Origin of the sequence: Fulvivirga sp. (assembly GCF_040218215.1) — a bacterium.
In the GTDB taxonomy this organism is placed as follows: Bacteria; Bacteroidota; Bacteroidia; order Cytophagales; family Cyclobacteriaceae; genus Fulvivirga.
On record NZ_JAVJQL010000014.1, the window covers coordinates 25,004 to 38,562 of the forward strand.

General features: G+C 38.6%; 11 protein-coding genes. 2 read left to right on the top strand and 9 right to left on the bottom strand.

The window, feature by feature from the left end:
- Nucleotides 1–9: 9 nt before the first annotated feature.
- Genes RIB54_RS08810 through RIB54_RS08825 form a run of 4 tightly spaced genes read right to left on the bottom strand, consistent with a single transcriptional unit; the run spans nucleotide 10 to nucleotide 3,044 of the window.
- A complete protein-coding gene (locus tag RIB54_RS08810; RefSeq protein ID WP_350100548.1) occupies nucleotides 10–1,011 on the bottom strand; it encodes a homocysteine S-methyltransferase family protein in 1,002 nt (333 codons plus the stop codon).
- Complete coding sequence (locus RIB54_RS08815; protein ID WP_350100549.1) at nucleotides 1,008–1,712, bottom strand: hypothetical protein; 705 nt, start codon at nucleotides 1,710–1,712, stop codon at nucleotides 1,008–1,010. Before RIB54_RS08815 ends, RIB54_RS08810 begins: the two co-directional genes overlap by 4 nt.
- A gap of 40 nt (nucleotides 1,713–1,752) precedes the next feature.
- A complete protein-coding gene (locus RIB54_RS08820) occupies nucleotides 1,753–2,514 on the bottom strand; it encodes an LVIVD repeat-containing protein (RefSeq protein WP_350100550.1) in 762 nt (253 codons plus the stop codon).
- Nucleotides 2,514–3,044 (bottom strand): LVIVD repeat-containing protein, encoded by a 531-nt coding sequence (locus tag RIB54_RS08825; protein WP_350100552.1) that lies wholly within the window; start codon nucleotides 3,042–3,044, stop codon nucleotides 2,514–2,516. The genes RIB54_RS08820 and RIB54_RS08825 overlap by 1 nt, the downstream gene beginning before the upstream one ends.
- Nucleotides 3,045–3,128: 84 nt before the next feature.
- On the opposite strand from RIB54_RS08825, the gene RIB54_RS08830 reads away from it, so the two are divergent.
- Complete coding sequence (locus tag RIB54_RS08830; protein WP_350100553.1) at nucleotides 3,129–4,028, top strand: Ppx/GppA phosphatase family protein; 900 nt, start codon at nucleotides 3,129–3,131, stop codon at nucleotides 4,026–4,028.
- 12 nt (nucleotides 4,029–4,040) lie between these two features.
- Here RIB54_RS08830 and ppk1 read toward each other — a convergent pair whose 3' ends face one another.
- Entirely contained in the window at nucleotides 4,041–6,254 is a 2,214-nt protein-coding gene (gene ppk1, locus RIB54_RS08835; protein ID WP_350100554.1) for a polyphosphate kinase 1, read from the bottom strand.
- A gap of 174 nt (nucleotides 6,255–6,428) precedes the next feature.
- Nucleotides 6,429–8,387 (bottom strand): DNA topoisomerase (ATP-hydrolyzing) subunit B, encoded by a 1,959-nt coding sequence (gene gyrB, locus RIB54_RS08840; RefSeq protein ID WP_350100555.1) that lies wholly within the window; start codon nucleotides 8,385–8,387, stop codon nucleotides 6,429–6,431.
- Between the two features lie 169 nt (nucleotides 8,388–8,556).
- Here gyrB and RIB54_RS08845 point away from each other — a divergent pair, with 169 nt between their 5' ends.
- Nucleotides 8,557–9,753, top strand: a complete 1,197-nt coding sequence (locus tag RIB54_RS08845; protein ID WP_350100556.1) for a leucine-rich repeat domain-containing protein — start codon at nucleotides 8,557–8,559, stop codon at nucleotides 9,751–9,753.
- Here RIB54_RS08845 and RIB54_RS08850 read toward each other — a convergent pair.
- From RIB54_RS08850 to RIB54_RS08860, 3 genes are read right to left on the bottom strand one after another with little or no spacing between them, the layout of a single operon-like run.
- Entirely contained in the window at nucleotides 9,741–10,109 is a 369-nt protein-coding gene (locus RIB54_RS08850) for a CoA-binding protein (RefSeq protein ID WP_350100557.1), read from the bottom strand. The genes RIB54_RS08845 and RIB54_RS08850 overlap by 13 nt on opposite strands.
- Entirely contained in the window at nucleotides 10,106–11,683 is a 1,578-nt protein-coding gene (locus tag RIB54_RS08855; protein WP_350100558.1) for an NAD(P)/FAD-dependent oxidoreductase, read from the bottom strand. Before RIB54_RS08855 ends, RIB54_RS08850 begins: the two co-directional genes overlap by 4 nt.
- 24 nt (nucleotides 11,684–11,707) lie before the next feature.
- Nucleotides 11,708–13,516 carry a toxin-antitoxin system YwqK family antitoxin gene (locus RIB54_RS08860; RefSeq protein WP_350100559.1) on the bottom strand — a complete coding sequence of 603 codons (1,809 nt, stop codon included), beginning with the start codon at nucleotides 13,514–13,516 and terminating at the stop codon, nucleotides 11,708–11,710.
- Nucleotides 13,517–13,559: the final 43 nt, after the last annotated feature.

Below are 13,559 nucleotides of genomic sequence, written 5' to 3' on the forward strand. Positions count from 1 at the left end.
TGAAAAGCTCTAAACCTCCACTAGCAACTTCCTTGGCTCATACTGAGCAGCCAAATCGGCAATTGCTTTAATATGATCGGGAGTGGTTCCGCAGCAGCCTCCTATGATATTGATCAGGCCTTCATCCAAAAATTCCTTTATTTGAGAAGCCATCATTTCTGGAGACTCATCATATTCACCAAATTCGTTAGGCAGGCCTGCATTGGGGTGCGCACTTACTAAAAATGGTGATTCCTTACCCAATACCTGTAAATAAGGGCGCAATTCCTTGGCCCCTAGTGCGCAGTTTAGCCCGATACTCAAAAGTGGCGCATGCTCCAATGAAATTAGAAATGCATGAGTTGTTTGTCCTGACAGCGTTCTTCCGCTGGCATCAGTGATTGTTCCTGAAACCATTACCGGAATGTCCTTATTCTCTTCTTCAAGCAACTCGGAAATAGCAAACAATGCTGCTTTGGCATTTAATGTATCAAAAACTGTTTCTACTAAAAACAGATCAACACCTCCGTCTAACAATGCTTTAGCCTGTTGCTTGTATGCAGTAGACAGTTCTTCAAAAGTGATGGCTCGGTAGCCTGGGTTGTTTACATCAGGGGAAAGGCTTGCAGTTCTGTTAGTTGGTCCTATAGAACCGGCTACGAAACGAGGTTTGTTTGGCTCCTTTGCAGTAAACTCATCAGCTACTTCTTTCGCTATTTTGGCCGACTGAAAGTTTAATTCATAAACATAATCCTCCAAGTGATAATCTGCCTGCGCGATGGTTGTACCTGAAAATGTGTTGGTCTCAGCAATATCCGCACCTGCCGCATAATATTTCGCATGGATGTCTTTGATAATATCTGGCCTGGTGATGGATAAAAGATCGTTATTGCCCTTTAAAGGATGTTCATGGTTCTTGAATTTGTCTCCTCGAAAATCCTCTTCATCTAATGTATGACGTTGGATCATGGTACCCATGGCACCGTCAAGCACTAAAATTCTTTCCTTTAATATTTGCTTAATGTCTTTCATCTGAATTTATATCCTATATTAACTACTGGTACTGGCAAAAGTAAGGTTCTATTCCCTTCTTCTTTCAAATTTGTCCTTCCATACTGAATGTCAAACCCTGAAAGTTTGTCTAAAGTTCTGAAAGTTTGGAAAGAAATTACTGCCCCAATACCAATATCCAAAAAATCCTTTTTACCCATATAAGTGAGGATACCACCTTTTAATCCCAAACGATAATCCCTGCGCTGCACCGTATATTGCCGATATTGATAATAGCTACAATTGCCAAAGATATCAGAGCAATCAAAACCAAAAGTCCTGCCCCGGTCAAAATTAACATGAAAATAATCTGTACCTAAAGAAATGAACCAAATTCCATTATCACGAGGTGAAAAATAATGCCTGAGTTCTACATTAAATTTACCACCTCTTCTGTTGATATAATCGCTATTGTAATCTTCCTCAAAAACAGACATTATCACACCTGCCCCAACCAAAACATTAAACGTGCTTGAAAGCCTGGCCTCATAACCCAACTGAATTGTCGGGAATCTGTTAAATAAAAACATAGGAGACAGTCTAACTGCTTGTGTTGGTCTCTGAAATTTTAGTTGAACAGAATCGATTTGAGCATTGACTGGTTGATACGCCACGGCAAATACATAAAATAGTGCCATTGAGCTCAACCTATAGAGATTGGCGGTCAAAATCTTTTTGTTCATGAATGTTAAATGTCAGTCAATAAGTGAAAAGGGAATAAGTCTATTCATCAATAGCAATATGGCTCATCTGTTCCGGTTTTTTTGGATCAGAGACATCAAATTGAAAAATGCCCTCATCTCCCGTTAGAATAAGCAGATTTTGTCTTATGATCACGTCATAGGCATATATGTCTAAATTAGAAATAACTACCGGCTGATTAGGGTTTTTGACATCAAGTAATTGTAACCCGTTTTTACTTTGGCATATAAACAAAACATCATCCTTTATTCCTAATCCGTAAGGACTCAATACATCATTGTGTGTATAAATCAATCTGGGATTATTGATGTCTGACACATCAATGATTTCCACTATATTCTCAGCCAAAACCCTTCCGCAAGCATCTGCCCTTAGGCTAACATAGGCAACATTGTTTTGAACTACCACAGGGTCGCAGGCCGTTTGATGTTGATATGTCGCTAAAAGGCCAGGCTGCTCTGGATCATCGAGACTATAAATATACATGGCATCATTGGCACCAATGAATAAATATTCCTGGTATGGAAAAATAGTCTCGATGCCAAAAGGAAGCTCCATGCTGGCAACAGGCTCCATTTTGCCATTTATTAATTTTATTGTTTGCAGTGAATTATTATTTACGACATAAATGATATTGTCTTTTATGGCAAACCTTGCTAATGACCCGCCTTGTCCGTTAGATATCAGGGGGGCAACTTCTGACGAATCGCTGCATGATATTAAATTACCTGCTAATAATACCAGCAGTATAAAAATCCTTTCCGTGTATGTATTGACTTTCATTATCTGTAGCATTCAGGATTTTGCAATTGCGTATACTCCCAGCCAGCTAAAAGGTGCTTCCTGTTTGGGTCTAAACATTCAAAATACCCTCCTTGTGGCGGTAGTTGATCAAAGCTATCAGTAAAAACATCTGTTAACCTATCAATCTCAACTGGGTTATTTATGTCTGTAATATCAATTGTAACCAAATCGTTCTGATAATTGGCAACTAACCTATTGCCTTCCATTCCTATATCAACACAACCCAGAATACTTATAAATCCGACTTTGATGGGTTGTGAAGGGTTAGTATTATTAAAAATATGTACTCCATTAAATAACTCATTTATTAGCAGGTAATTTCCATAGAGATAAATTTTCCCTGGATTAACCATAGGCCTGTCTGATTCAAATGTAATTTGGATTTCCTTTTCTTCTGCATAGAAAGCCTTATAGCCCATCACGGTCTCCACAGGAAATTCTGCAGGGCCTTCATTAACCCAGCAGGAAGTAAGAATAAAAAGACTTGAAAAGAGTATGATTGTTTTCACTTTGTTGTTTTATTACCATATTTAAGACAAGTTATTAATAATTAGAGTATTTATTAAATTTTCAATATTAAATTAATTTTATCATTGAAATTCGCTGCCATAGACATAGGATCGAACGCCATAAGACTTCAGGTTACCACAACCATAAGAACCAAAGGCGAGTTAAATTTTAAAAAAATAGAATATGTCAGGTTTCCTTTGCGCTTGGGTCAGGATGTTTTCAATACTGGTGCCATAAGCACTCAAAAGAAGGTCAAGTTTAAGAAACTGATGAAAGCCTTTAAAATCTTGATAGACCTTTATGAAGTTGATGACTATATGGCCTGCGCTACTTCAGCCATGAGGGAAGCAAAAAATGGACTAGAAATAGTCAAAGAAGTTGAAGAGGAAATAAAACTAAAAATAAAGATTATAGATGGCGCTACAGAGGCACTTTTGATTAACAATGCGATTAATACGTTCCTTGACAGAAAAAAGAATTACCTCCATATAGATGTTGGTGGCGGTAGCACGGAGCTTACTATCATAAAAGGTGGCGAGAAACTTAGTTCCAAGTCTTTCAAGGTTGGTTCAGTAAGGCGGCTGGAACACCATGATTCTCCTGTGATGTGGAATAATATGAAAAAATGGACCATTGAGCAATGCAGCAAATATAATGCATCGATTACGGCAGTTGGAACAGGAGGTAACATCAACAAACTGTTTGAACTGGCCTTGAAGCAAAAAGGCGAAAGAATGACGCTTATCCAGCTCAAAGATGTCCAGGGCTTTGTACGTAAAATGTCTATTGAAGATAGAATAAATGAACTGCAGCTTAATCCTGATCGCGCAGATGTAATAATACCGGCCTCTGAGATTTATATAGCTGTCATGGAATGGGCACATGCCAAAAGCATCATTGTACCAGAAGTAGGCTTGAAAGACGGCATCATGCAGCACCTCTATTTAAGAAATACTGAAAAGGAAAAGATCAAGTTTTCTTAAAGCAAATAAAGTCTATTGAACCTCAGAAGACTTATCCACTTCCTCTACAACCATCGGCTGAGGTTCTTCTTCAATTTCATCCTCTGGTTCAGCTACCAAATGCCCGATCTTATTAAGTTTCAATGTAAGATCCAGATCAAGTAAGTTGTCCTTGTGCACATTAAAAAACTCCTTATGAATATCATGAGGCGCATCACCGTTGGCATGACGTTTCAGGTAGCTTCCATCCTCCTGCATCACATAGCAGTTAACATTGTCCAGTAAGTTGTTTTGAAGAATGTTCTTAACCTGACGTTGGATCAAGTCATCATTGATCATAAATAACGATTCCAACCTTCTCTCAAAACTTCGAACCATCATATCTGCACTACCTGTGTAAACAATCTCATTGCCCGCATTATGGAAATAGTAAATCCTTGAATGCTCAAGAAAATGTCCTACAATTGAAATTACCTCAATATTCTCACTTAGTCCTTTTCTTCCAGGCCGCAGACAGCACATTCCACGAACGATAAGTTTTATAGGAACGCCTGCCTGAGATGCCGCATATAACTCATCAATACTCTCCTTATCCTGTAGTGAGTTGATCTTAATAACGATACCTGATGGAATACCCTTTTTGGCATTTTCTGCTTCATTTCTTATCAATTCAACGAGTTGCTGGCGCATATCTTTAGGCGCTGTAATCAGGTTTTTATACACACTCGGCATGGAGTGGCCTGTAATTACATTAAAAAAATCAGAAATATCATGGGCATACTCGTCATCGGTAGTCAACAAACCCAGATCGGTATAAAGCTTGGAAGTTGACTCATTATAATTACCACTAGACAGGTGAACATAGCGGGTGACTTTCTCGCCTTCTTTTCTAACAATGAGCAGAAGTTTAGTATGGGTTTTAAAGCTACTAATGCCGTAAATTACGAAGCATCCCGCCTTTTGAAGTCTTTGGGCTTCACGAAGGTTATTCTCCTCGTCAAAGCGCGCCTTTACTTCAAATAATACCGCCACATGTTTACCATTTTCCGCAGCTTTTAACAAAGCAGCCGTAACCCTCGAATCCTTGGCCAGGCGATAAATTGTGATTTTGATGGCCAGTACACCCGGATCATTTGCTGCTTTTTCAAGTAAGTCCAATACTGGCTCGATACTATTATAGGGATGATGGAGTAGCACATCACGTTCTTTAAGCACTTCAAAAATATTGTCTTCCCCAATTTCAGGATAACTCAATGGCGGAACAACTGAAGGCATCTCTGTAAGCATGTCTTTAAACTCGTTATGTCTCACAATCTCCCACAAACCAGTAAAATCCAGAAGACTGCGTTTAGAATACCTAAATATATTATCATCCTGAAGTTCCCATCGTTCTTTTAGAATCTTCAACATCCATCGATCCGGGCGACCCACTACCTCAAGTCTGACAACACGGCCTGTTCTCCGTGTTTTAAGCTTTTGCTTAAGCTCTTCCAAAAAGTTAGCTTCAATATCATCACTCTCCTCTAGCGTAAAGTCACCGTTTCTGGTAATTCGAAAAAGGCTGGTAGATACTATTTTAATATTTCTAAACAGATGATGAACATTATTCTTTATTATGTCTTCCAAAGCAATAAAATGAACAATGTCATCTCTTTCCACTTCATAAAACCTTGGAATATTTGAAGGTATTTGTATAAAATTCAGCTTCTTATTATCGTCCTCAACGCTCTTGGTTACTACACCAAGTACCAATCTGTTGGTACTTAATATCGGAAATGTGTGATAGCTGTCATAGGCCATAGGGGTCAGCATAGGATAAACTGTAGAGTCAAAGTATTTATTGACCTTAGCCTTCTCCTCAGGCAAAAGCTTTTTGAATGAAGTAATTGAAAAGCCAGTTTCCTCAAACTGAGATGCAAGGTCTTTCAAAAATAGGTGCTGCTGCTTATCAGAAAACTCTTTGGCCTTGGACAATAAAACCTGACGAAACGGCATTTCGCGGAGTCCCGAATAATCGAAACGCTGCTTGCCATAATCCAGATAGTTATACAAACTCCCCACCCTAATAGTGAAAAACTCATCTAAATTTGATCCTGTTATTGCCAGAAACTTAAGTCGCTCGATAAGGCTTTTCTTCTCATCTTTAGCCTGATCTAAAACACGATCATTGAATTTTAACCAGCTCAAATCACGGCTGATATAATTACTTTGAGCGATTTCCTTCTTAAGTCTTTCAGGAATTACCATTAGATAGTATTTCGTTGGGTTTAAAAATAATTAAACAAAACTGCCAATTTAATAGTGCAATTGACTGATTGTTAAATTAACATTTCTTTATCATTTCCAATTATTGGAAAATAAAAAAAGTCACCTCAACTAAAAAAATCAGTTGGAGGTGACCTTTAAATATCAATTGATGTACTAGATATCTACCCTAGCATATTTAGCATTCTTCTCAATGAACTCTCTACGTGGTGCCACCTCATCTCCCATTAACATTGAGAACAAGTGATCTGCCGCTGCGGCAGACTCGATTGTCACCTTCTTCAAGCTTCTGCTTTCAGGATTCATTGTAGTTGACCACAACTGCTCTGGGTTCATCTCTCCAAGACCTTTATATCTCTGAGTACCTACCGACTCTTCTTTGCCATCTTTAGCCATCTCCTTAATCAGGGCTTCACGTTCTGCCTCGGTCCAGCAATAACGCTCATCTTTACCCTTTTTTAATAAATACAATGGTGGCAATGCGATGTAAACATAGCCTTTTTCAATAAGCGCATGCATGTATCTAAAGAAGAACGTTAATATCAAGGTTCTAATGTGACTACCGTCAACATCAGCATCCGTCATGATTATAATCTTGTGATATCTCAGCTTTGCCATGTTCAAAGCCTTGTCATCTTCTTCTGTACCAAAGCTCACTCCTAATGCCGTGATCATATTCTTGATCTCGTCATTCTCATAGATTCTATGCTCCTGAGCTTTCTCAACATTAAGAATTTTACCTCTAAGTGGTAGAATAGCCTGAAAATTTCTATCTCTACCCTGTTTAGCCGATCCACCGGCAGAGTCACCCTCCACAAGGTACAGCTCACAAAAGGTAGGGTCGTTATTTGCACAGTCAGCCAATTTACCAGGCAGTCCGGTACCACTCAAGACATTCTTACGCTGAACCATTTCGCGCGCTTTACGTGCTGCAAATCTGGCCTGAGCTGCAATAATTACTTTTTGAACAATAGTTCTTGCCTCTTTTGGGTTTTCTTCAAGATAGTTGTTAAGCATTTCTCCAACAACTACATCAACTGCGCCACTAACATCCGAGTTGCCTAATTTAGTCTTAGTCTGACCTTCAAATTGAGGCTCTTGTACTTTTACTGAAATTACGGCTGTCAGACCTTCTCTAAAATCATCACCTGTAATATCTACTTTAACTTTATCAAGCAAACCAGATTTATCAGCATAAGATTTTAATGTTCTTGTTAATGCTCTTCTAAAACCAGCAACGTGAGTTCCTCCTTCTATCGTGTTAATATTATTAACATAAGAAACCACATTTTCAGTATAAGATGTATTATAATTTAGTGCTACCTGAACAGGAATTTCGCCATTCTCCCTGTTCATATAGATTGGCGTAGGGATAAGCTTCTCTCTGGTACTGTCTAAGTAGGCTACAAACTCTTGCAATCCACCTTCTGAATGGAAAATATCTTTTCTTGTCTCACCATCATCATCTAATTCCCTTAAATCTTCCAGATGGATTGTAATACCTGCATTTAAAAATGATAGTTCTCTAAGTCTTGATGCAACCGTTTCGTAGTTATACTCAGATACAGTGAATATGCTATTGTCTGGTTTGAAGTCAATAGTAGTACCGTTTTTCTCGGTTTCACCTATTTCCCTTACTTCATATTTTGGAATACCAGTGCTATACTCCTGCTCAAAAATCTTTCCGTTTCTATGAACAGTGGCCTTTAACATAGTAGAAAGTGCATTCACACAAGAAACACCCACACCATGTAGTCCACCAGAAACTTTATAAGTGTCTTTATCAAACTTACCTCCAGCATGAAGTACAGTCATTACCACCTCCAGAGCTGACTTCTTTTCCTTTTCGTGATAGTCAGTAGGAATACCCCTACCATTATCCGAAACAGTTATTGAGTTGTCTGTATTAATTGTTACTGATATAGTGTCGCAATACCCGGCAAGTGCCTCATCTATTGAGTTGTCAACTACCTCCCAAATTAAGTGGTGGAGACCTTTAACTCCCACATCGCCAATGTACATTGCAGGTCTTTTTCTTACAGCTTCTAACCCTTCCAGGACCTGTATATTTCCTGCTGAATATTCGTTCTTTTTCTGTTCTTTATTTTCTGCCATAATCTCTTTTCAAAATCTCTCAAAACTACACTATTATGTCCTTTTTTACATTGCTTTTTTGTTGTAATATTATCAACTAATTCTTTAGTTTTGAGATATGCATTTATTCAAAAAACTAACTCCTGTCGTAATCATGTTTTGTCTATCAGTTTCGGCATTTGGACAAAAAATGTATACAACAGAACAATTAGATTCTTTAAGGGAATTGAGGACCTTAAGAATTAAAGAGAGGGCGAAATTGAGAATTAAAGAATATCAAGAACTTCAAAATAAAGATTCTATTAAATTTCTTGATTTATCTTCTGGAGAATTAAACCAGATTCCTGATTTTGTTTACGAATTTAAAAACATCACAAGTCTTGATCTTTCTTACAACAACATAAAATCATTACCCAAAAGGCTTAATGAATTAACTCAGCTCAACTCTATTGTTTTGGGAAGCAATGATCTGGAAAGAAGGAAATTAAAAGTAAAGAAGAACAAGAATATTAAAAGGATTAATCTTGAAAAGAATGACCTTACCAGGCTACCTCGCCAACTGCGAAAGCTGAAGTCTGTAAAAGACATGAATTTGTCAGACAATAAGTTCTCACGTTTTCCAAAGCGGATTAAGAAATTCAAAGCGTTAGAAGCGCTTAAACTTGATAAAAATGAAATCTCCCTGCTCAATCAAAAATACAAGAGGTTAAAAAATTTGAAGCGGTTAAGGCTTAATGGTTGTAAAATAGATTCCATTCCACCTTCCATCTTTGATTTATTGGCATTGGTAGAAATCCAGCTGGCCGAAAACAATATTAGGACCATTCCTGCAAAGATTGAGAACCTACAGAACCTGGAGAGTTTGACCCTTTACAAAAATGAAATTGCAGTACTGCCCGATGAGTTGTTTAATTTGACCAGCCTCAAACAAATAGACATCTACTATAATCAAATTCAAGTAGTTCCTCCGGCTATTAAAAGGCTTAAAAACCTTGAAATACTCTATCTCTCCAACAACAGGATTTATTCGCTGCCAGACGAAGTTGGTCATTTAACGAGCCTGGAGAAGTTATATGTGCATCATAACAGGCTCAGTTATTTGCCTAAAACTATAGCTAACCTGAAAAATCTGGAGGTAATCAGGATTAATGATAATTACTTTACCTCTTTGCAGCAGGAGCTTTTTGAGCTTAAAAACTTAAAGAATTTTGATTTCTCGGTTAACCAAGTCAGTATTATTCCAAAAGAGATCAGCAATCTTACTCGACTAGAGCTACTTTACTTTCATCAGAATCCTATTGAAAAGGAAAATGAGAAAAACTCACATTTGAATGAAACGGTAAATCACCTAAGAGAGAATGGTGTAATTGTTAATTACTCTGAGTAGCTGTTTGTTCTGATCAATACCAAAGTGCATGCTGCTTCTACTTCAACACCCTGATTTTTGGCCATTTCCATAAACTCAGGGTTCTCAGTACCGGGATTAAAAATAATCCTTTTGGGGTTAAGGCTCAGTATATACTCATACCATTCGGGCTGATTTTGAGGGCCAATATACAGCGTTACAGTATGAACATCATCAATTTGTGGCTTTGTGCGGAGGTCTAATATTTCCTTACCTAAAACCTTTCCTTGTTTTATCCCTACTGGTATAAACTCAAAATGAGCTTCGTTAAGCATATTAGCTGCTAAAAATGCATACCTTGATGGATTTGTAGTGGCACCTATGATGACTGTCTTCATAATTTAACTGATGAATTAATATATTGCGTAACTGCCGCCTCCGCACACCTTTCCCCATCCATAGCTGCCGAGACAATACCTCCTGCATAGCCCGCTCCTTCAGCACATGGATATAAGCGCTTTAGTTTTACATGTTCCAAGGTGTCCTTATCCCTGGGAATTCTCACTGGTGATGATGTTCTGCTTTCAACTCCTACAATCTGGGCTTCGTTGGTCAGATACCCTTTCATTTTCTTACCAAAGCTTTTGAAACCATATTTCAATCGCTCGCTTATAAAATCTGGTAACACCTGTTTCATATCGACTGACAACAAGCCCGGTTGGTAAGAAGTTTCAGGAAGTGATGAAGAAACTTTACCATGAACAAAATCCACTAAACGTTGTGCCGGTGCAGTCTGAGTGCCACCTGCCAATTGACAGGCCTGCTTTTCAATATCCGCTTGAAAATGCATGGCTGCCAGCTCTTCATGTTGCAGATAATTTTTCAAGTCTGCCGTTTCAACAGCCACTACAATCCCTGAATTAGCAAATTTACTATCCCTGCGGGATGGGCTCATACCATTAACCACAACCTCGCCTGGATTAGTAGCTGAAGGAACAATAAAGCCTCCAGGACACATACAGAATGAAAATACTCCTCGCTGCTGATCACCAATAACAGTTTGACTTACCAATGAATATGAAGATGCTGGTAGGTATTCTCCCCTGTCACCGCTACAACTATACTGAATTGAGTCAATCAACATTTGTGGGTGTTCTACCCTTACTCCCAAAGCAAAAGGCTTGGTCTCTATGTCTATCTCTCTGCGTTTTAGTAGCTGAAATATATCCCGTGCTGAATGCCCTGTTGCCAGGATAACGGCCTCTCCTCTTATCTTATACCCACCAGAAGTTTCAACACCTTTGATTGCTCCTTTTTCAAGAATAAAATCCGTGACTTTGGTATCAAACAACACTTCCCCACCTGCATTGATTATACTTTCTCTGAGTTCCTGAACAATCTTAGGCAACTTGTTAGTGCCGATATGTGGGTGAGCATCATACAATATATCTTCCCTCGCTCCATGAGCCACCAGAATCTCCAGAATACGGTTTAAGTCACCTCTCTTTTTTGATCTTGTGTAAAGTTTGCCGTCAGAGTATGTGCCTGCCCCCCCTTCTCCAAAGCAATAATTTGATTCTGGGTTAACGATATGATCCTTATTAATGGCTGCGATATCCCTTCTGCGTTCCCTTACATCTTTACCCCTTTCAATAACTATTGGTTTTATACCAAGTTCTACCAATCGTAAGGCTGCAAAAAGCCCTGCAGGTCCTGCACCCACTACCACAACCTGCTTTGACCCTGACACATTAGTGTAATCCTTTTTATATTGGATTAAATCGGGGACTTGTTCGTTTTGATAGACATCAGCCTGAACATTAACCCAAACTGTAGATTTACGAGCATCAATAGATCTTTTTATTATCCGTACTTCAGATGGACTTAAGCCCGACTTAGCGGCTATAATCTCTTTAGAATGATCAGAAAATGCTTCTTCTGGTCGAAGACGCAGCTGAATATTTTTTTTCAAAGTTGTAAGGTTTTTATCCTTAAATTATTTTCTGGAGCCAAAGGAAAAAGCGTATCCAATATTCACTCCAAAAGTATAGGCAAAGGTAATATCACTTTGGTCAAGATCATCAAAAGCCGATTCAAAATTTCCATCTTTATCGAACTTTCTCAAACCACTGCCTGCGCCAACAAAAAGGTCAATAGTATACCCTTTGGATCTGGTGTCTTGCAAAAGCCGATAGCCCAGCAATACAAGATACTCTACCTTTTGCTCTGAAGCACTGGCACGAATCACATTTTCGGGAAACAAAATACTGGTGGTATTAGAAAAATGGCTTTGGTTGGTGAACCTAATTTCATGTCCGAAATACCATAGTGAGTAACTATTACCAGTAGGGTTGTAAAATTTCTGCCTTATGGTAATACTATATCCTCTGGTGTACACATCATTAAGGGGCACTTTATGATCTTCTATGTAAAATGGAGTCCTTATTCCTTCAAACTCAAACTCATGCCCCAGTCTCTCCTGAAGGTAGAACTCCATAGCAAAAGGCAATCTTCCAATGAAAGTAGCAAAAGGATTTGTACTTAAAATAACACCTTGAAACTCGTTGATTTTAGGTTGGAAGTAACTGAACCTTCTACCTTTAAACTTGTAGGCTGCAACTCCATATTTTCTTGCTTTTCTTTCAGGTTTTTGAGGTTCTACTCTTTCTATTGGTTCATCGTAAATAGGTTTATAATAGCCTGATAGTGTTCCATCGTTTTTATATAATTCCCACCTGCCTACTTTCTGACCATCTTCCAGCACGCCCTTGGTTTGTAGTGTACCATCAGGATAATAACCGTAATACTCCCCCCTCCCTTCAATAAAGTTGCATTCCCCTTCTAACTGCCCATTTTCATAAAAGTATTGCCAAACACCATGGTTCTTTTCATTTTGAATAGTACCGGTCAGTTTCAGCTTACCACTTTTATAATACTCCTTGTATTCTCCAGTGCCTTGATCAAAGGTGATTTCACCTTTGGTACTTCCATCCTCATAAAAGTTGCCCCAATAACCTGCCTTTTTCCCTCCAAGAAAATCTCCTTTAGAGCTTACCTGCCCATTATCATAATAATATGTCCACTCCCCATCTGCATCACCTGCTTTATAAGAACCCTGAGCAGAGACCTCACCATTATCATGATAAAAGCGCCAATCTTCAACACGCTTGCCATTTTGATACAAGCCCTCTGCCTGTTTATTGCCATTTTGGTAATAGTACTTCCATAAGCCTACATGCCTGGAACCCGACTTAGGACCTTCGGCCTTCTTTTCCCCAGTAGGATAGTATTCAATATATCTGCCTTTATCATAGGTATAATCAGCCTCCCCTTTAAGTTGCCCATCTTCATAATATTCGTTCCAATGGCCTTCTCTTTTATTGTTAACAAAGACTCCCTTTTCTTTAAGCTTTCCGCTTTCATAGTAGATTTTCCATTCTCCGCGCCTTTTCTGATTGCTTATTTCACCCTCCATACTTTTACTACCCTGCTCGTAGTAATATTCCCAATAGCCATCACTGGAATTGCGCTTTACAACGCCCTTCATCTTTAGCTTTCCGGTCTCATAATAGAAGTTCCACTCGCCATAGGTCTCATTGTTTTTAAACTGACCTTCAGATTCTATATTTCCATTGATATAATAGGAAAGGTATTTTCCTTCAAGAATATTGGACACACTATCACGCACATAGAACATCTCTTTCAGTTTACTCTTGTCCTCGTCATGATAAACATACCGAAGCACCTGAGCCTGAGAGGCGTAGGATATGAGGGTGAATAAAATATAGTAAAGCCCTGATTTCATAAACAATGAATAAATATACGTAGAAATAGGCTAATATGGACTT